The organism is Acidovorax lacteus, from assembly GCF_039540375.1.
GTDB lineage: Bacteria > Pseudomonadota > Gammaproteobacteria > Burkholderiales > Burkholderiaceae_C > Acidovorax_G > Acidovorax_G lacteus.
Genome location: NZ_BAABEX010000007.1, coordinates 552,455 through 572,563, shown reverse-complemented (window position 1 = coordinate 572,563; position 20,109 = coordinate 552,455). Strand labels below are relative to the sequence as shown.

Here is a 20,109-nt window from a genome sequence, read left to right as displayed (position 1 = left end):
TGTTACAAATAGGGGGCTGCGGTGACATCCCGCGGCGGTTGGGTGACGACAATCAGGGCCTTCGACCGGAGTGCTGCATGTTGTCTTTTTCTCGTCTTTCCTGGCTCGCAGGCATGGGGGCGGTGGCTGCCACCGTGTGGGGGCCTGCCGGTGCGCAAAGTATCAGTGCCACGATCAGCGGCGAGATCACGCCGGGTGTGTACGGCCGGGTGCAGATCGGCAACGCCCCGCCGCCGCCGCTTTGGTATGCCGAGCCGGTCATCGTGCACCGCCCGGGGCCAGGCGTGGCCATGGCACCCGCGTACCTGTACGTGCCGCCAGGCCACGCCAAGAACTGGCCCAAGCACTGTGCCAAGTACAACGCCTGCCACCAGCCCGTGTACTTTGTGAAGGAGCCACACGCGGGCGGCAAGGGCGGCCCGCTTGGTCATGCGCGCGGTGACGACCACCGTGGGCCGGGTCGAGGCAAGGGCCACGAAGATGGCCACGGACGCGGCAAGGGCCATGGCAAGCACGACGACTGAGCCGGTCTTGCCGGCGCAGTCTCCGGGCTGTGCCGATGCCCGCAGTGCCCGTGCAGCAGCGCCCGATGCCGCAGCGCGGTAAGCTCGGGCTTCTATGCCCCAGGTCAGCTTTCCCCCTCCGTACACGGCGCCCGCCCATGTGGCGTCCCAATTGACCAGTCGCGGTTTTGCCGTGCTTTCGCCCGCCGATGTGGCCGCGTGGGCCGGTTGCGAGCTGACCGCGCTGCTGGACCGCCAGGCCGACTGGCACGCCTTGCCTCCTGACGACTACCTGCGCGACGGTGGCCGCTACCGCCGCCGCCGCCACAGCTGCTTTGTGGTGGAGCAGGGCCAGGTGAGCCAGGCGCCGCACCGTGCGCACTGGCAGCCGGTGGAATACAACGCGCTGCACGGCGGCATGGAGCGCATGTTTGCGCCCATGGAGCCGCGCACGCTGGAGTCTCCGGCCTGGCCCGCACTGCTGCAGGCCCTGGCAGCCACCTGCGACGCCGTGTTTGCACCCCAGGGCCCGGCCGAGCGCTGGTTTGTCGAGGCGCACCAGTTCCGCATCGACACCACCGATGGCATTGGCCGGCCCACGCCCGAGGGCGCGCACCGCGACGGCGTTGATCTGGTGGCCGTGTTTCTGGTGGCGCGCCACGACGTGAAGGGCGGCGAAACACGCATCTTCGAGGCCGCTGGTCCTGCGGGTCAGCGCTTCACGCTCACCGAGCCTTGGTCGCTGCTGCTGCTCGACGATGCGCGCATGATCCACGAGACCACCCCCATCCAGCCCACGGCGGCCGGTGGATACCGCGACACCCTGGTGGTCACGCTGCGGCGCAAGGGTTTCCAGGGGGCCGACGCGCCGACCTGAGCACGGTCGTTACCAGAGCTTGCATTTCTTTCCCGGGGACGGCAGCGGCGACATTTGATGCGAATCAAGATGTCGGCCGGGGCATGCGCACACACTCGCAACTGAGCGGGCACAACCCGCCGCCCCATCAACCAAGGAGAGAAGCACCATGTTCAAGCACATTCTGGTTCCCGTGGACGGATCGCCCACGTCGATGCTCGCAGTCTCGAAGGCTGCGGGGCTGGCCAAGGCCTTCGGCAGCGCCGTTACGGCCGTGTATGTGATCGACCCGTACCCGTTCACGGGCGTCGGTGCCGACTTTGCTTATGGGCAGGCGCAGTACATCAGCGCCGCCACTGCGGAGGCCAATGTGGCGCTTGACGCCACCAAGCAGGCCATGGCCGACGCAGGCGTGGCCGTGACCACCGTGATCGGCGAAGGCCATGCGGTGCACGAGGGCATCGTGCGGGCGGTCGAAAGCTCGGGCGCAGACCTGATCGTGATGGGTTCGCACGGCCGCAGGGGCCTGGAGCGCCTGGTGCTGGGCAGCGTGACGCAGCGCGTGCTGGGCGTGGTACATGTGCCGGTGCTGGTGGTGCGCGACTGAGCCCACCACAGGCTCCATGCAAAACGGCTCCCGCGGGAGCCGTTTTTGCTTGCGCTTGGAACAGCGTGGTTCAGAAAGGCGTCATTCGATCTTGGCGCCCGAGGCCTCGACGATGCCCTTCCACTTGGCGTGGTCGGTTTTGAGCAGGGTGGCAAATTGCGCAGCGCTCATGGCTTCGGGCTCGGCGCCTTGTGCCTGAATGGCGGCGCGCACGTCGGCCATGGCCAGCAGTTTGTTGACTTCGGCGTTCACTGCGCTCACCACAGCGGCGGGCGTACCGGCCGGGGCGAACACGCCGTACCAGGTGCTCACGTCAAAGTCCTTGAAACCCGATTCGGCCACGGTGGGTACGTCGGGCAGCGACGAACTGCGCTTGGCCGAGGTCACGGCCAGCGGGCGCAGCTTGCCGGCCTTGATCTGGGCCATGGCCGAGGGCACCGACGAGACCAGCAGGTCCACGTTGCCGGCCAGCGCGTCCATCAAGGCCGGGTTGGAGCCCTTGTAGGGCACGTGGCTGAGCTTGATGCCGGCAGCCTTTTCAAACAGGTCACCTGCCAGGTGGATCGATGTGCCATTGCCAGGCGATCCGTAGGTGACGGTGCCCGGCGCGGCCTTGGCGGCGGCCACCACGTCGGCCAGGGTTTTGAACTTGGAGTTGGCGCTGGTGGCGATGATGACCGGCGTGTAGGCCACGTGGGCGATGGCGGTCAGGTCCCGGGTCGGGTCCCAGGGCAGGTTTTTGTAGAGCCAGGGGCCGATGACCAGGTTGTCCTTCTGGCCCATCACCAGGTCGTAGCCCGTGGGCGCGGCCTTCACGGCTTCGGTGATGCCAATGGTGCCGCCCGCGCCAGCCTTGTTGTCGGCCACCACGGTCCATTTGGCATGTTCGGTGAGCTTGGTGGCCACCAGGCGCGAGAGGATGTCGGTGCCGCCGCCGGGCGGGAAGGGCACGATCAGGCGCACGGGCTTGTTGGGGTAGGCACCCGCGGCCGTGGCGGCAGGGGCGGTCTGTGCGAAGGCGGTGCTGCCCAGGGCAAACGACAGCACGGACAAAGAGAGCAGTTGGCGAAGCATGGGGTGTTGTCTCCGATAGAGTGGTGCGGCGCCTGCGGATGGCGCGCCGTGCGCAAGCCACGATGATGACGCGGGCAATCGACGGTCTGCCCTGCTGTTGTGCGGCGCTGCCATCGCAGGTGGCGATGGCAGCGCGCGGCGTCGGCGTCAGATGCGTTCGAAGATCGCGGCGATGCCCTGGCCGCCGCCGATGCACATGGTGACCAGCGCATAGCGGCCCTGGATGCGCTGCAGCTCGTGCAGGGCCTTGACCGTGATGAGCGCACCTGTGGCACCGATCGGGTGCCCCAGCGAGATGCCCGAGCCGTTGGGGTTGACCTTGGCCGGGTCCAGGCCCAGGTCTTTGGTCACGGCGCAGGCCTGGGCGGCAAAGGCTTCATTGGCCTCGATCACGTCGAGGTCGGCCACCGTGAGCCCGGCCTTCTTGAGCGCCAGCTGCGTGGCGGGCACGGGGCCGATGCCCATGTACTTCGGATCCACCCCCGCGTGGGCGTAGGCCACCAGGCGGGCCATGGGCTTGGCACCGCGCGCCTGGGCGGTCTTGGCGTCCATCAGCACCACGGCGGCCGCGGCGTCGTTGATGCCCGAGGCATTGCCGGCCGTCACGGTGCCGTTTTCCTTCACGAACACGGGTTTGAGCTTGGCCATGTCTTCCAGCGTGGCGCCCGAGCGGAAATGCTCGTCGGTGGCGTAGTGGATCTCGCCCTTCTTGCCTTTGAGCGTGACGGGCACGATCTGGCTGTTGAAGTAGCCCGCTGCGGTGGCGCGCTCGGCGCGGCGGTGGCTTTCCAGTGCCAGCTTGTCCTGTTCTTCACGCGTGATGCCCCACTTGGCCGCAATGTTTTCGGCTGTCACGCCCATGTGGATGGTGTGGAAGGGGTCGTGCAGCGCGCCGATCATCATGTCCACCATCTTGGTGTCGCCCATGCGCGCGCCCCAGCGCATGTTCAGGCTGGCAAAGGGCGCGCGGCTCATGTTCTCGGCCCCGGCGCCAATGGCGATGTCGGCATCGCCCAGCAAGATGGTCTGCGCGGCGTTCACGATGGCCTGCAGTCCCGAGCCGCACAGCCGGTTGACGTTGAAGGCAGGCGTGCCCTCGGCGCAGCCGCCGTTGATGGCCGCCACGCGCGAGAGGTACATGTCCTTGGGTTCGGTGTTCACCACGTGGCCGAAGACCACATGGCCCACGTCCTTGCCCTCGACCTGGGCGCGCGCGAGCGATTCGCGCACGACCAGCGCGCCCAGTTCGGTGGGCGGCACATCCTTGAGGCTGCCGCCAAAGGTGCCAATGGCGGTGCGCACTGCGCTGACGACGACGACTTCACGGCTCATGGAGATTTCCTTTCAGGCATCAAAATGGCCGCTTGTGCTGGTTTAATAAGCACGAGCAGCTATCAAAAACATAGCAGACGATAGATCAGGCTTCCCGCACATCGGCCACGGGTGCAGAGCCGAAATCGGGGCGGTCGAGCCAGGCCAGCACGCGGGTGGCGGCGTCGGCTGGGGAGGTGAGCTGGCCCGCCGTCTTGAGGTGGGCAAAGTTCGCCAGGTCGGGGAAGGCGGCCGGATCGGCGCCCCGCAACTGTACCTGCATGTCGGTGTCGATCACGCCCGGGGCCAGCGAGCACACGCGGGCACCATGGGGCTTGCGGGCTTCGTCCAGCGCCAGACAGCGGGTGAAGTGGTCCATGCCCGCCTTGGCGGCGCAGTACGCCGATTGCGAGGCCATGGCCCGGCGGCCCAGGCCTGACGAGATGTTGAGCACCTTGCGCGGCACGGTCCAGGCTTCGGTGGCTGCCAGAAAGGCGGCGGTGAGCTGCATGGGCGCTTCAAGCCCCACGCGCAGCGCATGCGCCAGCTCGGCCGGGTCGCTGTCCGACAGCGGGGCGATGCGCGGGATCACGCCCGCGTTGTTGATCAGCGTGGCGCTGGCAAAGGCCTGCGGGTTGTGTGCCGCCAGCCAGCTGCGCAACTGCTGCGCGGCCTGTTCGCCCTGGGCCAGGTCGTGCTGCCATTGCAGCAGCGTGGCACCGGCGGCCTGGGCGGCCTGGGCCAGTTCGGCATTGGCGCTGCGCGCAATGCAGACCAGCGTGTGCCCGCGCTGCAGCAACTGCTGCGCCATGGCCAGGCCCATGCCGCGCGAGGCGCCCGTGAGAATGGTGAGGTGAGGGGTGTGGGAGCTCATCCGGCCATCGTAGCGCGCCGGGGCAGCCTGTGCGCGCGGCCGGGTCAAGCGATGGACGCGTCGGTGACGGCTTCCACCGACACGGTAGGCCGGACATCGGGCGCAAAGGCGGGCGGCTGCACGATGTGCAAGGCCTGCCCTGTGACAGGATGCACATAACGCAGTGCCGTGGCATGCAGCAGCAGCCGGGGCGCAGCCGCCTGGCTGGCCGGGTCTGCGTACAGCGCGTCGCCCAGAATGGGGTGGCCGATGCTGGCCAGGTGCAGACGCAGCTGGTGCGAGCGCCCGGTCAGCGGCTGCAGCTCCAGCAGCGTGCCACCGGTGGCGGCGTCGGGCCGCAGCACGCGCCAGCGCGTCTGGCTGGGCTTGCCATGCTCCCAGCACACCTTTTGCAGCGGCCGGCGCGGCCAGTCGGCGATCAGCGGCAGATCGATCAGGCCCCAGCCGCCGTCGCCTTCAGGGGCGACCGGCTGGCCGCGCACCACCGCGTGGTAGCGCTTGTCGATCTGCCGGGTGGCGAAGGCATCGCCCAGCGCGCGCTGCACGGTCGGGCTGCGGGCCATCAGTACCAGGCCCGAGGTGCCCTGGTCGAGCCGGTGCACCACCAGCGCGTCGGGCCAGCGCTGCTGGGCGCGCGCGCTCAGGCAGTCCTGCTTGTCGGGCCCGCGCCCGGGCACGCACAGCAGGCCCGCGGGCTTGTGCAGCACCAGCAGGTGCGCATCGGCGTGCAGGCACTCCACGTCTGGCATCGGCAGCGGCTCAGCCACGGGCAGCCTGCAGCAGCGCCGCCACGGTGGCACACAGCTCTTCCACGTCGTTGGGCTTGTGGATCAGCGCGCGCGCACCGGCTGCCAGCGCGGCCTGCTCGATGTCGGGTGTGACGTAGCCTGACGCCAGCGCCACCGGCAGGTCGGCGCGCAGCGCGACGACATCGCGTAGCAACTCAACGCCCGAGTAGCCTGGCATGTTGTAGTCGGTCACGAGCAGGTCGGCGCGCTGCGGGTCTTGCCGCAGCGCAGCCACGGCCGCGTGCGGGTCGTTGAAGGCCGTGACCTCGTAGCCACGGCGGCGCAGCACGCGCTGCACGAGGAAGGTCAGCGCCTCGTCGTCGTCCACATAGACCACGTGCGGCCGCTGTGCAGGGGCCGCTGCCTCGGGCGCAGGCGGTGCAAGCGGCGGCTGTGCAGTGGCCGGTGCCTCCTCCGCTACGCTGGGCGCATTGGCAGCAACCGGAAAGTACAGCGTGAAGCGGCTGCCCGCGCCGGGGGCGCTTTGCACGTCCACGGCCCCGCCGTGCGTACGCATCACACCGTGCACCACTGCCAGGCCCAGGCCGGTGCCCTGGCCCACGGGCTTGGTGGTGAAAAAGGGCTCGAAGATGCGCTGCAGGGTGGCCGCGTCCATGCCCGGTCCGTCGTCCTGCACGGCCAGCGCCACATAGGCGCCGGGCGACAGGCCCAGCCGCTCGGCCAGGCGCTGGTCGGCTTGCACCGCACTGGCCACCACTTGAATGTAGCCGTGGGCGCTGCCGATGGCATGGATGGCGTTGGTGCAGAGGTTCAGCAGCGCCTGTTCGACCTGCGTCGGGTCGGCCAGCACGCGGGGCAGGGTGGGGGGTACCTGCAGCTGCAGGTCGATGCCCGGCGGCAGGGTCACGCGCAGCAGGCGCTCGGTGTCGTGCACCACCTCGGCCAGCGCCACCGCGCTGCGCTCGGGCGGTTCGTTGCGGCTGAAGGCCAGGATCTGGCGCACCAGGTCGCGCGCGCGGCGGCCGGCTTTTTCGATCTCGCGCAGGCTCTCCTGCGCGGGGGAGTCGGCCGGGCAGTCGGCCCGCGCCAGCACCACATTGCCCAGGATGGCGCTGAGGATGTTGTTGAAGTCGTGCGCAATGCCCCCGGCCATGGTGCCCACGGCCTGCATCTTGTGCGACTCGCGCAACTGCGCCTCCAGCTCGGCGCGGGCGGCTTCGGCCCGCTTGCGGCCTGTGAGGTCGCGCGCAAACACGGTGGTGGTTTCACCGGCCGCATGCCGCTCGAACGAGACGCTCACCTCCACCGCCAGTTCGCGGCCGCTGGCGGTGCGCGCCATCATTTCGCCCAGCATGGCCTGGGTGGTGAGCTGTGCAAAGGCCATGGCCTGCGCCGCGTCGGGCAAAAAGCGCTCCAGCGGGCTGCCCAGTGCGTCGGCTGCGCTGCACTGGAACAGCGCCGCCGCCGTTGGGTTGAAGACGGTGATGCGCTGGTGCTGGTCCACGCAGACGATGGCGTCCATGGCGGAGTTGATCACCGCCTCCAGCCGCTTTTCGCTGGCCAGCAGGCGTTCGTTGCGCTCCTGCACGTCCTGGGCGCTGCGCTGCAGGGCCTGGCGCTCGGCCAGCAGCGGTCCTTGGTCGATCACGGCGCACAAGAACTGCACCTGGGGCGGTGCACCCACACCCTGAGGCGCCTCGATGCGCGCGATGTGCAGGTCGCCCGTGATGGGCGCATGGCCTTCGATGTCGAACACCACCTCGGTGACTTCGCTGTGCCCGTACAGGCGCGCTTCGGTAAAGGCCGCTTGCACGCGCTGTGCGTGTGCCGCCGACACAAAAGGCTGCAGCGAGGTGAGCGGTCGGTCGCGTTCGGTGGGTTGGAAGCTGTGGTGGGCCATGGAGTTGGCCTGCACCACCATGTCGTGCTCATCCACCACCATCAGGGCCAGCGGCACGCGCGCAAACAGGGTCTCAAAGCGCTCGGAGGCGCTTTCGGCCATGGCCTGGCTGTAACGCAGGACCTTGTTCTGGCTCTCCAGTTCGGCCTGGTAGGCGCGCAGCTCGGCCACCAGCAGCGTCTCTGCCGTGGCGGACTGCAAGGCCTCGTCCTGTGCCGCGCCATCTGTCGCAGTGGACGCGGGGCGTTCGGAGTCCGGAAGCAGGAAGGACAGGTCAGGAAGGGTCATGCACGCGTGCCGTGGTGTGCGGGCCGCCGCGCTCGCCTCAAGGCCACGGCGGGGACTGCGTGCCGAGTGTACGCCCGGGCGCAGGCGCACAAGGCGGTCGCTGACCGCGGCGAGGGCTTGAGCACACCCGCCGGTTGGGGGCGCGGTGGAGAGCCCCTGGGCCGCGCGGCGTGTACGGATGCATCAGCGGCGCACCGACAGCAGCTCGATCTCGAAGTGCAGTGTGGCGTTGGGAGGAATGACGCCGCCCGCGCCGCGTGCGCCGTAGGCAATGCCGGGCGGGCAGGTCAGCTTGGCCTTGCCGCCGGGCTTCATGCGCTGCACGCCTTCGGTCCAGCACGGAATCACGCGATTGAGCGGAAACTCCGTGGGTTCACCGCGCTTGTAAGAGCTGTCGAACTCCTTGCCATCGGGAAAGGTGCCACGGTAGTGCACCTTCACGGTGTCGGTGGCCTTGGGCGACTCGCCTGCGCCGTCCTTGAGGGATTCATACACCAGGCCGCTGGCGGTGGTGACGGCGGCTGGGGTTTGGGCGCAGGCGGTGGACAGCAGGGCTGCGCCGGCCAGCAGCGCCATGAGGGAACGGTTCACGTCGGTCTCCAGAGCAAAAGCTCGCATGGTAGCGGCGCAGGCGGCTGGTCTGCAGAAAGCCCAGACGCGCGCTTGCCAGGCTGCGCCAGCATGAAAAAAGCCCGCCGCGCACGGATGCTGCAGCGGGCTTGTTCAGCGCAAGGCGTCAGCGGTACTCGCTCACGGGCAGGCAGCTGCAGAACAGGTTGCGGTCACCGTATACGTTGTCCACGCGGCCTACGGGCGACCAGTATTTGGTGCGGCGCAGGCTGTCCACCGGGTAGGCGGCTGTGCTGCGCGTGTAGGGCTTGTCCCAGGCGTCGGCCAGCAGGCTTTCGGCCGTGTGCGGCGCGTTCTTCAGCGGGTTCTGGTCTTGCGGCCATTCACCCTGTTCGATGCGGCGGATTTCGGCGCGGATCGCGATCATCGCGTCGATGAAGCGGTCCAGCTCCTCGCGGGTTTCGCTTTCGGTCGGTTCGACCATCAGCGTGCCCGCCACCGGGAACGACAGCGTGGGCGCATGGAAGCCGTAGTCGATCAGGCGTTTGGCCACGTCTTCGGCCGTCACGCCGCTCGTGTCCTTGAGCGGGCGCAGGTCCAGGATGCACTCGTGCGCCACATGGCCGTTCTCGCTTGCGTACAGCGTGTCGTAGTGGCCGCGCAGGCGGGCGCTGATGTAGTTGGCGCTCAGGATGGCCGTTTCGGTGGCGGCCTGCAGGCCTTCTGCACCCATCATGCGGATGTACATCCAGCTGATCGGCAGCACGGCCGCATTGCCCAGCGGAGCGGCACTCACCGCACCCACACCACCGGCCACCCCTGCCGTGGCATGGCCCGGCAGGAAGGGCACGAGGTCTTCCACCACACAGACCGGGCCCACGCCCGGGCCGCCGCCGCCGTGCGGAATGCAGAAGGTCTTGTGCAGGTTCAGGTGACTCACGTCGCCGCCAAACTCGCCTGGCGCGGCAACGCCCACCAGGGCGTTCATGTTGGCACCGTCCACGTACACGCGGCCGCCGTGCTGGTGCACGAGCGCGCACAGTTCCTTGACGCTGGTTTCGAATACGCCGTGCGTACTGGGGTAGGTGATCATCACCGCGGCCAGGTGGCTGCTGTGCTGCTCGCACTTGGCGCGCAGGTCGTCCAGGTCCACGTTGCCCTGGGCGTCGCAAGCCGTCACCACCACCTGCATGCCCACCATCTGGGCGCTGGCCGGGTTGGTGCCGTGGGCGCTGCTCGGGATCAGGCAGATGTTGCGGTGGCCTTCGCCCCGTGCGGCGTGGTAGGCGCGGATGGCCAGCAGGCCTGCGTACTCGCCCTGGCTGCCCGCGTTGGGCTGCAGGCTGATGCCTGCGTAGCCGGTGGCCTGGCACAGCCACGCGCGCAGTTGCTCGTCGAGCTGGCGGTAACCAGCAAGCTGGTCGGCCGGGGCAAACGGGTGCACCTGGGCGAATTCGGGCCAGGTGATGGGGATCATCTCGCTGGTCGCGTTGAGCTTCATGGTGCACGAGCCCAGCGGGATCATGCTGCGGTCCAAAGCCAGATCCTTGTCGGAGAGTTGGCGGATGTAGCGCAGCATGCCGGTCTCGCTGTGGTGGGCGTTGAACACCGGGTGCGTGAGGTAGGCACTCGTGCGGCGCAGCTCGGCCGGGATCAGCGGCTCCAGGCCTTTCTCAAAGCGGTCGAAGCCGGGCAGGGGCTGGCCGTCTGCGGCAAAGATGGACCAGAGCAGGCGTACGTCGTCGCGGGTGGTGGTTTCGTCGAGCGACACGCAGACGTACTCGTCCCAGCAGATACGCAGGTTGGCGCCGTGGGCCACGGCACGCTGCGCCAGCGCCTTCGCCTTGTCGGCGCCGACGTGGAAGCTCAGCGTGTCGAACGCATGGTCGCTGGTGGGCGTGTAGCCCAGCTCGCGCAGGCCTGCGGCCAGCACGGCCGTGAAGGTGGCCACGCGCAGGGCAATGCGCTTGAGGCCTGCCGGGCCGTGGTAGACGGCGTACATGCTGGCCACCACCGCGGGCAGCACCTGCGCCGTACAGATGTTGCTGGTGGCCTTTTCGCGGCGGATGTGTTGCTCGCGCGTCTGCAGCGCCAAGCGGTAGGCGGGGTTGCCATGGGCATCCACGCTCACACCCACCAAGCGGCCCGGCAGGCTGCGCTTGAACGCGTCACGGCAGGCCATGTAAGCGGCGTGCGGGCCGCCCGCGCCCATGGGCATGCCAAAGCGCTGCGTGGTGCCCACCACGATGTCTGCACCGCCCCCAGCGGCCGGGCCGCCGTCCCATTCGCCCGGGGCCTTGAGCACGCACAGCGCCAGCAGGTCGGCCGCCACGATGTAGGCCGCGCCCTTGTCATGCACCTTGCGGGTGTCTCCGTTGTCGGTGCTGATGCGGCCGCTGGTCGAGGGGTACTGGTCGAGCACGGCAAAGTAGTCGTCGCCGGCCAGCAGGCTGTCCCACTGCTCGGCGCTGTCGGCCAGCACCACCTCAATGCCCAGCGGTTCTGCGCGGGTGCGGATCACTTCGATGGTTTGCGGGTGCGCGTCGCCTGCGACGATGAAGCGCGAACCCTTGGCCTTGACTGAGCGCTTGGCCAGCGTCATGGCTTCGGCGGCCGCCGTGGCTTCGTCCAGCATCGAGGCGTTGGCAATGTCCATGGCTGTGAGGTCGGTCACCATGGTCTGGAAGTTCACCAGGGCTTCCATGCGCCCCTGCGAGATCTCGGCCTGGTAGGGCGTGTAGGCCGTGTACCAGGCGGGGTTTTCGAGGATGTTGCGCAGGATCACGCCCGGCGTGTGGGTGCCGTAGTAGCCCTGGCCGATGAAACTCTTGAGCAGGCGGTTCTGCGATGCAATCGCCTTGAGCTCGGCCAGCGCGGCGGCTTCGGTCACGGGCGCGGGCAGGTCCATGCCCCGGCTGCGTGCGATGGCGCGCGGCACGATGGAGTCGATGAGGGCGCGGCGCGAAGCCTCGCCGATCACCGACAGCATGTGCGCTTCGTCGGCCGCATCGATGCCGATGTGGCGGGGCTGGAATTCGGCGGCGTTCTCAAGGTCGCCGAGCGGCGGGGCAGATTGCATCAGCATGGTCGGACTACGGGCGGTAGGAACAGGGAGGTCAGGCGTTCTTGGCGAAGTCGGCGTAGGTGGTTTCGTCCATCAGGCCGTCGAGCTGGGCGGCGTCAGACAGCTTGACTTTGAAGAACCAGCCGGCGTTCAGCGGGTCGGAATTGGCCAAGGACGGATCGGCGCGCAGCGCCTCGTTCACTTCCACGATCTCGCCCGATACGGGCATGTACACGTCGGCCGCGGCCTTGACGGACTCCACCACACCCGCTACGTCGCCCTGGGCGAACTGCTTGCCCACTTCGGGCAGATCCACGAACACCACATCCCCGAGCGCGTCCTGCGCATGCACGGTGATGCCCACCACGGCAGCCGCAGCGTCGGCGGCGTTGATCCATTCGTGGTCCTTGGAAAACTTGACGGTCATGGTTGACTCCTGAAAAAAGAAAGGGGGGGCGTTCGCTGTAGCGGGCAGCCGGGTCGCACGCCCGGGCCGCGCGTGCTTCAGCCGCGGTAATAGTTGGCGGGCACGAAGGGCAGGGCGCGCACTTCCATGGGCACGGGCTTGCCGCGCACGAGGGCCTGCACGCGTGTGCCCAAAGTGGCATGTTCTGCGCTGACGTAGCCCATGGCCACGGGCTCGTTCACAGTGGGGCCCAGCAGGCCGCTGGTCACTTCACCAATGGGTTCGCCCGCCAGACTCTGCAGCGGCGTGTGCTCGCGCACGGGAATGCGCTCCAGCGCCACCAGGCCCACACGCTTGCGCGCTACCAAGGCCGGGTTGTCGAGCTGGGCCAGTACCTTGGCTGCGCCCGGGAAGCCACCCGCGCGCGCGCCGCCTGTGCGGCGTACTTTCTGGATGGCCCAGGTCAGGTTGGCTTCTACCGGGGTGGTGCCAGTGTCGATGTCGTTGCCGTATAAGCACAGGCCCGCCTCCAGACGCAGTGAGTTGCGGGCGCCCAGGCCGATCGGCTTGACCTCGGGCTGTGCGAGCAAAGCACGCGCCAAGGCCTCCGCCTGAGCAGCAGGCACAGAGATCTCGAAGCCGTCCTCGCCGGTGTAGCCGCTGCGCGTGATGAAGCACTGGGCGCCCGCGATCGTGAACGACGCGCCGGTCATGAATACCAGCTTTTCGACCCCCGCAGCCAGGCGGGCCAGGGCGGTCACGGCCTGCGGGCCCTGCAAGGCGAGCAGCGCCTGCTCGGGCATGGGAATGACTTCGCAGCGCTGGCCGATACGCGCCTGGATGTGCGCAATGTCGTCCACTTTGCAGGCGCCGTTGACGATGACAAACAGGTCCTCGCCACGGTTGACGAACATCAGGTCGTCGAGGATCCCGCCCTCATCGTTGAGCAGCAAGCCGTAGCGCTGTTTGCCCACCGGCAGACCCATCACGTCCACCGGCATCAGGCTTTCAAACGCCGCGGCGGCATCCGGGCCGACCAGGCGCAACTGGCCCATATGCGAGACGTCAAACAGCCCAGCCGCTTGGCGGGTGTGCAGGTGCTCGGCCATCAGGCCGGCTGGGTACTGCACCGGCATGGAATAGCCGGCAAACGGCACCATGCGCGCACCGAGTTCCAGGTGCAGTGCATTAAGCGGGGTGGTGAGCAGGGGGGCGGCTGGGGCGGTCAAGGCGAACTCCGGGCAAATGGGGGCTGCGACATGCCTGCCGCAGAATTTGCCCTGCTGTCCGCTTTACCTGAGAGATTCACCACAACGCCCTGGCTGGCCTGCGTGGCTTGCTCCTTCGGTGGATGGCGGGAAGACCGCCACCTCTCTCCAGCAAGGGAACGCCCGCATCCCTGCGGGCGGCTGCCAGTCCTTTTGCCTGAGCGTTCGGATGGTTCCTGCGCCTTCGGCGGTGCTGCGAGGCGTATTCATTGCCCGCTTTGCACTCTCTCCTGACGTAGCGCATTCTAACGGGTTTCGGCCGCAGACCTGCCCAACTGCTCGACAGGCGGCTGCTGTATGCGAAGCAGCCGGAACCGCAACGTTCGAATGACAAGCGCCCCGCGCTGGCGGTAACCAGCCGGGGCCCTGACATTTCCGGCGCTCCGGTAAGAGCGCCCTGATGCAGCAAATTGTGCGTCGATTGGGCTGGAATAATTTTCTCTTTTTCTTTAATTATCGAGAGAAATCAGGAAAATCATCTGTCAAACCACTGAACTCAGAAAGTTGGAACTCTATGGATCGGATAGACCGGAAGATTCTCGCGGTGCTGCAGGGCAACGCACGGGCCAGCCTCCAGGAGATCGGACAGGCGGTAGGCCTGTCGCCGTCGCCCTGCTGGGGCCGCATCCGCAAGATGGAGGAGGCCGGCGTGATCCAGGGCTACACCGTGCGCTTGAACCCTCAGGCACTGGATTTGCCGGACACAGTGCTGGTGCAGGTCACGCTCGACAGCCATTCGGACAACACGCTCGAAAAATTCGGTGAGACGTTGGCCAGCATTCCTGAAGTGATCGAGGCGCACTTGGTGTCGGGCGACTACGACTACCTGCTGCGCGTGGTGGTGAAGGACACGCGCGACTACGAGCGGCTGCTGCGCGAGAAGCTCTACAAGATCAAAGGGATTCGCCACAGCCGTTCCAGCTTTGTGCTGCGCACACTCAAGAAAGCCGACCTGCCGTTGTATGTGAGCTAAGGGGGTCACCGTGCCGATTGAACTTTCGAAAGTCGAACGCGCTCAGGCGGTGGCGTCGATCGAGCGCTACTTTGAGCAGGAACTCGAGCAGCGTCTTGGCAACATCGGGGCTGGGGCCTTGCTGGGCTTCTTTTTGCAGGAGATCGCGCCGCTGGTCTACAACCAGGCGGTGGCCGATGTGCAAGAGCGCTGGCTGCAGCGCGTCCAGGAACTGGATCTCGAAGTGCACGAAGAAGCATTCGGATACTGGCGCGACCGCAGGCGCTGAGATGTGGCCACCGCGGGCACAAAAAAAGCCCGCCAAGGCGGGCTTTTGAGGACGGCACGCGTGCGCCGCCGGGCTTACATGCCCGCGTAGTTCGGGCCACCGCCGCCTTCGGGCGTCACCCACACGATGTTCTGCGTCGGGTCTTTGATGTCGCAGGTCTTGCAATGCACGCAGTTCTGCGCGTTGATCTGCAGACGCTGCGCATTGCCGCCCTTGGCCTCGTCAGGCACGAATTCGTACACACCGGCCGGGCAGTAGCGCGATTCGGGGCCCGCATACTTGGCCAGGTTGATGTTCACCGGCACGCTGGCGTCCTTGAGCGTGAGGTGCGAAGGCTGCTGTTCTTCGTGGTTCGTGTTGCTGATGAACACGCTGGAGAGCCGGTCGAAGGTGAGCTTGCCGTCTGGCTTGGGATAGACGATGGGCTTGCACTCTGCCGCGGGCTTCAGATAGGCGTGATCGGGCTTCTCGCGGTGCAGTGTCCACGGAATGTGGCCGCGCAGCACGAACTGCTCGAAGCCGTTCATCAGCGTGCCGACCGTCAGGCCGTAACGGAACCAGTTCTTGAAGTTGCGGTCCTTGTTCAGCTCGGTGTAGAGCCAGCTCTGCTCGAACGCAGCCGGGTAGGCGCTCAGTTCGTCCTGCTGGCGGCCGGCGACCACAGCGTCGTAGGCGGCCTCGGCGGCCAGCATGCCGGTCTTGATGGCGGCATGGCTGCCCTTGATGCGGCTCACGTTCAGGAAGCCTGCGTCGCAGCCCACCAGTGCGCCGCCCGGGAACACCGTCTTGGGCAGCGCGTTGAGGCCGCTGGCATTGATGGCGCGCGCACCATACGACAAGCGCTTGGCCGTGATTTCGCCCTTCTCGTTCTCAAAGTAGTAGCGGATGTTCGGGTGCGTCTTCCAGCGCTGGAACTCTTCAAACGGGCTCAGGTAGGGGTTCGAATAGTTCAGGCCCGTGACAAAGCCCAAGGCCACCTTGTTGCCTTCGAGGTGGTAGAGGAAGGCGCCGCCATAGGTGTCGGACTCCATGGGCCAGCCTGCGGTGTGCATCACAAAGCCCGGCTGGTGCTTCTTGGGGTCGATTTCCCACAGTTCCTTGATGCCGATGCCGAAGCTCTGCGGATCGCGGCCTTCGTCGAGCTTGTAGCGGGCGATCAGCTGCTTGCCCAGGTGGCCGCGCGCGCCTTCAGCGAACACGGTGTACTTGCCCAGCAGCTCCATGCCAAGCTGGAAGTTCTCGGTCGGCTCGCCGTCCTTGCCCACGCCCAAGTTGCCGGTGGCCACACCGCGCACCGCACCTTTGTCGTCGTACAGCACTTCAGCGGCCGTGAAGCCGGGGAAGATTTCCACACCCAGGCCCTCGGCCTGTTCGGCCAGCCACTTCGTGACCGCACCCAGGCTGATGATGTAGTTGCCGTGGTTGTGCGCAAACGGCGGCAGGAACATGTTGGGCACGCGAAAGCCCGACTCTTCGCTCAGAAAGATGTAGGCGTCGTCGGTCACCGGCTGGTTCAACGGTGCGCCCTTGGCCTTCCAGTCGGGGATCAGCTCCGTCAGCGCCTTCGGGTCCATGATCGCGCCCGACAGAATGTGCGCGCCGGGCTCCGAGCCCTTTTCGAGCACCACCACCGACACGTCCTGGCCGCGCTCGGCTGCCAGTTGCTTGAGGCGGATGGCCGTGGACAGCCCGGCCGGTCCGCCACCCACCACGACCACGTCGTACTCCATGCTTTCGCGGGGGCCGTATTGGGCGAGGATTTCTTCGTGCGTCATGGTCGTCTCGTCGGGGCTAGGGTTTGATAATGCGTGGATTGTCTCCAGACCGCGCCAGTGGCGCCTGTCTGCCTGGCGACTGATTGTATTCAGGGAATCTGGACAATCGAACGACCGTTCTTTTTTTCTGTGGGGGTTCTCTAAAAATGGCGTACAGCATCGATTTGTCGGGCCGCGTGGCCTTTGTGACCGGCGCATCCAGCGGTCTGGGCGCGCAGTTTGCGCGCACGCTGGCCCGCGCGGGCGCGGGTGTGGTGCTGGCCAGCCGCCGGGTGGACAAGCTCAAGGACCTGCGCGCCCGCATCGAAGGCGAGGGCGGTGACGCCCACGTGGTTGAGCTGGATGTGACCAGCCACGATTCCATCAAGGCCGCCGTGGCCCACGCCGAGACCGAAATGGGTTCGATCGACATCCTGGTCAACAACTCTGGGGTCTCGACCACTCAGCGCATCCAGGACGTAGCCCCCGAGGACTATGACTTCATCTTCAACACCAACGTGAAGGGCGCTTTCTTTGTCGCGCAAGAGGTGGGCAAGCGCATGCTGGCGCGTGCCAAGGGCGCGGCACCGGGCAGCTTCACCGGGGGGCGCATCATCAACATCGCCTCGATGGCGGGCCTGCGCGTGCTGCCGCAGATCGGCGTGTACTGCATGAGCAAGGCCGCCGTCGTGCACATGACGCGCGCCATGGCCATGGAATGGGGCAAGTTCGGCATCAACGTCAACGCCATCTGCCCCGGCTACATCGACACCGAGATCAACCACCACCACTGGCAGACCGAGCAGGGCCAGAAGCTGGTGCAGATGCTGCCGCGCAAGCGCGTGGGCAGCCCGGAAGACCTGGACGCCCTGCTGGTGATGCTGGCCAGCGACCAGAGCCACTTCATCAACGGCGCCGTGGTGGCTGCCGACGACGGCTTTGCGATCTGAACGGAGGGCGTCGCGCCCCTGCGTGCGATCGACCGGCCGGGAGCACGCGGCATGAGCGGCCGCACCGACATCTACGTGCCCGCGCTGGATGCCGCCGCCGCGCGCCGCTGGGCCGTGGGCATTGCCTGCGGCCTGCTGGCCGGCGCGCTGTGGGGGCTAGTGTTTGTGGCCCCCCGCATGCTGCCCGGCGTGCCCTCGGTGGACCTGACCGCGGGCCGCTTTGTGAGCTACGGGGCCATGGCGGCGCTGGTGATGCTGCTGGGCCTGCGCACGCGCCGCCTGCCCAATGGGCGCGAGGCACTGGCCGCGCTGGGCCTGAGCGTGCTGGGCTTTACCGGCTATTACCTGCTGCTGGTGCTGGCGGTGCGCGATGCAGGCACTGAAATGCCTGCGCTCATCATCGGCACCATTCCGGTGTGGGTGATGCTGATGGGCAAGCCGCAGGGGCTGCGCTGGGCGGCGCTGCTGCCGGGTCTGGTGCTCACGGTGGCCGGGCTGGCCCTCATGGCGGGCGGTAGGTCCGGGGCACCGTCCGTTGACGGTGCGCACTGGGGCCGTGGTATCGCGCTGTCGGTGGCAGCGCTTGCGTGCTGGACGGCGTTTGCCGTGCTCAATGCCGCGTGGCTGCGGCGCAACCCGCAGGTCAGCGCGACCGATTGGGCCAACTGGCTGGGCGTGGCCACCGGGGTGGGCGGGCTGCTGCTGTGGTCGGTGGCCGGTTCTGCGCCCGCGCAGTTATCGGCCTTGCTTCAGGGGCCCCTGGGCGTCGGCTTTGTGGTGCTGGCCCTGGCGCTGGGCATCGGGTCGAGCTGGCTGGCCACTATTCTGTGGAACATCGCCAGCCAACGGCTGTCTGCCAGCCTGTGCGGCCAGCTGATCGTGAGCGAGACCCTGTTCGCGCTCGTGTATTCCTTCCTATGGGATGGCCAGTGGCCCACGCTGGCCCAGGCGGCCGCCGCGCTGCTGTTCACGCTGGGCATCCTCGCATCCATCAAGGCGCACCGATGAAGATCGAGATTCCTGAGCGCAAGTAGCTCGTGTACGAAACCCGCTTTCCGGTGCGCTGGGGCGACATGGACGCCATGGGCCATGTGAACAACACGGTGTATTTCCGTTACCTGGAAACCGCCCGCATCGACTGGATGCGCTCGGTGGGATGCGACCCGGCGCCGGGCGGCCAGGGCCCGGTGATCGTCAACGCCTTCTGCAACTTCTACCAGCAGTTCGCTTATCCCGACGAAGTGCTGCTCAAGCTGTACGTCAGCGACCCGGGCCGCACGACCTTCGAGACCTGGGGCACCATGGAGCGGGCGGACCGGCCCGGCGTGGTGTGCGCCGCGGGCGGCGCGACGACGATCTGGGTGGATTTTCCGCAGCAAAAAGCCATCGACCTGCCGGACTGGATGCGCGCACTGGTCAGCGGCTGAATCTGCGTTCTGCCGCGGATTGCATGCCAAATTGGCTGCTCGTGCTTGAAATCCAAGCACGAGCAGCTATCAAAACCATAGCAAATGGGTGGCCGGTTGCTCAGCGCGTGCGTGGCACGCGTCCCATGAGGAAGAACTCCGCATTGGGCTGCATCCCCGCAAAGCTGGCCATGCGGTTCGAAAGCCCGAAGAACGCCGTGATCGCGGCAATGTCCCAGATGTCTTCGTCGTCGAAGCCATGCGCGTGCAGGGCTGCAAAGTCGGCGTCTTCGATCTCGTGCGAGCGCTGGCAGACCTTCATCGCAAAGTCGAGCATGGCGCGCTGGCGCGGCGTGATGTCGGCCTTGCGGTAGTTCACGGCCACCTGGTCGGCCACGAGCGGCTTCTTCTCGTAGATGCGCAGCAGCGCCCCGTGGGCCACCACGCAGTACAGGCACTGGTTGGCCGCGCTGGTGGCGGTGACGATCATCTCGCGGTCGCCCTTGGTGAGCGAGCCTTCTTCCTTGAGCATCAGCGCGTCGTGGTACGCAAAAAACGCCCGCCATTCGGCCGGGCGGCGTGCAAACGCCAGGAATACGTTGGGGATGAAACCAGCTTTTTCCTGCACCTCCAGGATGCGCACGCGCAGGTCGTCGGGCAGGGTGTTCAGGTCGGGCAGGGGGTAGCGGGGGGCGGTCATGGAGTCTCCGGAAAACACGTGGGGATGCGCAGCCCTGCGGTGGGGCGGCGCTCCATCATAGGTCCGCACCCGCGTGCTGGCCTGCTGCCACGGCCCGCGCTACAGTGCCGCCGTTCGTCCCCATCCTTTGGAGTGCTTCATGTCTTCTGCATCGATTCCTTCTGCTGCCGAAACCAACCCCGATGTCCCTGGCAAGGACTACGAGCGCGGCTTGCAAATGCGCCGCCAGGTGATGGGCGACGACTTCGTGGCGGCCGCCCTGGGGGGCGCCACGGCATTCACCCAGCCCATCCAGGAGTACATCACGCGCAACGCATGGGGCGATGTGTGGCAGCGGCAGGGGCTGGACCTCAAGACGCGCAGTCTCATCACCGTGGGGATGCTCACGGCCCTGGGCAAGCAGCACGAACTGCGTGGCCATGTGCGCGGGGCGCTTAACAACGGTGCTACGGCGGCCGAGATCCAGGAGGTGCTGCTGCATGCCAGCATCTACTGCGGTCTGCCCTCGGCGGTGGAGGCGTTTCGCACCGCAGCCGAGGTGGTGGATGGCCCGCGCCAGGGCGGTTGAGCACAGGCGAGGGGCCTTGC

Annotated in this window: 20 protein-coding genes and 2 riboswitches; of the genes, 9 read left to right on the top strand and 11 right to left on the bottom strand. The window is 67.1% G+C overall.

Annotated elements, in window-relative coordinates; genetic code table 11:
• Positions 1-77 precede the first annotated feature (77 nt).
• From ABD866_RS06015 to ABD866_RS06005, 3 genes are all read left to right on the top strand, one after another.
• The gene (locus ABD866_RS06015) at positions 78-524 is read left to right on the top strand and encodes a Csu type fimbrial protein (protein WP_345062153.1); all 447 of its coding nucleotides are present in this window, start codon (positions 78-80) and stop codon (positions 522-524) included.
• Positions 525-618: 94 nt separating this feature from the next.
• Positions 619-1,380: a 2OG-Fe dioxygenase family protein gene (locus tag ABD866_RS06010; protein WP_345062151.1), complete on the top strand. Its 762-nt coding sequence runs from the start codon at positions 619-621 to the stop codon at positions 1,378-1,380.
• A 148-nt stretch (positions 1,381-1,528) separates the two neighbouring features.
• Positions 1,529-1,966 carry a universal stress protein gene (locus ABD866_RS06005; protein ID WP_345062149.1) on the top strand — a complete coding sequence of 146 codons (438 nt, stop codon included), beginning with the start codon at positions 1,529-1,531 and terminating at the stop codon, positions 1,964-1,966.
• 81 nt (positions 1,967-2,047) lie between these two features.
• Here the strand turns inward: ABD866_RS06005 and ABD866_RS06000 are convergent, their stop codons facing one another.
• From ABD866_RS06000 to gcvT, 9 genes are all read right to left on the bottom strand, one after another.
• Positions 2,048-3,040, bottom strand: coding sequence for a Bug family tripartite tricarboxylate transporter substrate binding protein (locus ABD866_RS06000; protein ID WP_345062147.1), 993 nt, complete (start codon positions 3,038-3,040; stop codon positions 2,048-2,050).
• 147 nt (positions 3,041-3,187) lie between these two features.
• The gene (bktB, locus tag ABD866_RS05995) at positions 3,188-4,372 is read right to left on the bottom strand and encodes a beta-ketothiolase BktB (protein ID WP_345062145.1); all 1,185 of its coding nucleotides are present in this window, start codon (positions 4,370-4,372) and stop codon (positions 3,188-3,190) included.
• A gap of 85 nt (positions 4,373-4,457) precedes the next feature.
• Positions 4,458-5,225, bottom strand: coding sequence for an SDR family NAD(P)-dependent oxidoreductase (locus ABD866_RS05990; RefSeq protein ID WP_345062143.1), 768 nt, complete (start codon positions 5,223-5,225; stop codon positions 4,458-4,460).
• A 44-nt stretch (positions 5,226-5,269) separates the two neighbouring features.
• Positions 5,270-5,974: an RluA family pseudouridine synthase gene (locus ABD866_RS05985; protein WP_345062507.1), complete on the bottom strand. Its 705-nt coding sequence runs from the start codon at positions 5,972-5,974 to the stop codon at positions 5,270-5,272.
• 10 nt (positions 5,975-5,984) lie between these two features.
• Positions 5,985-8,162 carry a hybrid sensor histidine kinase/response regulator gene (locus ABD866_RS05980; protein WP_345062141.1) on the bottom strand — a complete coding sequence of 726 codons (2,178 nt, stop codon included), beginning with the start codon at positions 8,160-8,162 and terminating at the stop codon, positions 5,985-5,987.
• 183 nt (positions 8,163-8,345) lie between these two features.
• Complete coding sequence (locus ABD866_RS05975; RefSeq protein WP_345062505.1) at positions 8,346-8,738, bottom strand: FKBP-type peptidyl-prolyl cis-trans isomerase; 393 nt, start codon at positions 8,736-8,738, stop codon at positions 8,346-8,348.
• A 160-nt stretch (positions 8,739-8,898) separates the two neighbouring features.
• Positions 8,899-11,817 (bottom strand): aminomethyl-transferring glycine dehydrogenase, encoded by a 2,919-nt coding sequence (gene gcvP / locus ABD866_RS05970; protein WP_345062139.1) that lies wholly within the window; start codon positions 11,815-11,817, stop codon positions 8,899-8,901.
• Positions 11,818-11,848: 31 nt separating this feature from the next.
• Entirely contained in the window at positions 11,849-12,223 is a 375-nt protein-coding gene (gene gcvH, locus ABD866_RS05965; RefSeq protein ID WP_345062137.1) for a glycine cleavage system protein GcvH, read from the bottom strand.
• 77 nt (positions 12,224-12,300) lie between these two features.
• Positions 12,301-13,431, bottom strand: a complete 1,131-nt coding sequence (gene gcvT / locus ABD866_RS05960; RefSeq protein WP_345062135.1) for a glycine cleavage system aminomethyltransferase GcvT — start codon at positions 13,429-13,431, stop codon at positions 12,301-12,303.
• A 44-nt stretch (positions 13,432-13,475) separates the two neighbouring features.
• Positions 13,476-13,592, bottom strand: a riboswitch (glycine riboswitch).
• Positions 13,593-13,605: 13 nt separating this feature from the next.
• A riboswitch (glycine riboswitch) is annotated at positions 13,606-13,713 on the bottom strand.
• 271 nt (positions 13,714-13,984) lie between these two features.
• Between gcvT and ABD866_RS05955 the strand changes: the two genes are divergently transcribed.
• On the top strand, positions 13,985-14,443 hold the full coding sequence (locus tag ABD866_RS05955) for an Lrp/AsnC family transcriptional regulator (protein WP_345062133.1): 459 nt from the start codon (positions 13,985-13,987) through the stop codon (positions 14,441-14,443).
• Between the two features lie 10 nt (positions 14,444-14,453).
• On the top strand, positions 14,454-14,711 hold the full coding sequence (locus ABD866_RS05950; RefSeq protein WP_345062131.1) for a DUF2164 domain-containing protein: 258 nt from the start codon (positions 14,454-14,456) through the stop codon (positions 14,709-14,711).
• A gap of 74 nt (positions 14,712-14,785) precedes the next feature.
• Here ABD866_RS05950 and ABD866_RS05945 read toward each other — a convergent pair whose 3' ends face one another.
• The gene (locus ABD866_RS05945) at positions 14,786-16,486 is read right to left on the bottom strand and encodes an electron transfer flavoprotein-ubiquinone oxidoreductase (protein WP_345062128.1); all 1,701 of its coding nucleotides are present in this window, start codon (positions 16,484-16,486) and stop codon (positions 14,786-14,788) included.
• A gap of 146 nt (positions 16,487-16,632) precedes the next feature.
• Here ABD866_RS05945 and ABD866_RS05940 point away from each other — a divergent pair, with 146 nt between their 5' ends.
• From ABD866_RS05940 to ABD866_RS05930, 3 genes are read left to right on the top strand one after another with little or no spacing between them, the layout of a single operon-like run.
• A complete protein-coding gene (locus ABD866_RS05940; RefSeq protein WP_345062126.1) occupies positions 16,633-17,415 on the top strand; it encodes an SDR family oxidoreductase in 783 nt (260 codons plus the stop codon).
• Positions 17,416-17,466: 51 nt separating this feature from the next.
• Positions 17,467-18,423, top strand: coding sequence for a DMT family transporter (locus tag ABD866_RS05935; protein ID WP_345062124.1), 957 nt, complete (start codon positions 17,467-17,469; stop codon positions 18,421-18,423).
• Between the two features lie 29 nt (positions 18,424-18,452).
• Positions 18,453-18,842: an acyl-CoA thioesterase gene (locus tag ABD866_RS05930; RefSeq protein ID WP_345062122.1), complete on the top strand. Its 390-nt coding sequence runs from the start codon at positions 18,453-18,455 to the stop codon at positions 18,840-18,842.
• Positions 18,843-18,942: 100 nt separating this feature from the next.
• Here ABD866_RS05930 and ABD866_RS05925 read toward each other — a convergent pair whose 3' ends face one another.
• Positions 18,943-19,521, bottom strand: a complete 579-nt coding sequence (locus ABD866_RS05925; protein ID WP_345062121.1) for a peroxidase-related enzyme — start codon at positions 19,519-19,521, stop codon at positions 18,943-18,945.
• A 139-nt stretch (positions 19,522-19,660) separates the two neighbouring features.
• On the opposite strand from ABD866_RS05925, the gene ABD866_RS05920 reads away from it, so the two are divergent.
• Positions 19,661-20,089 carry a carboxymuconolactone decarboxylase family protein gene (locus ABD866_RS05920; RefSeq protein ID WP_345062118.1) on the top strand — a complete coding sequence of 143 codons (429 nt, stop codon included), beginning with the start codon at positions 19,661-19,663 and terminating at the stop codon, positions 20,087-20,089.
• Positions 20,090-20,109: the final 20 nt, after the last annotated feature.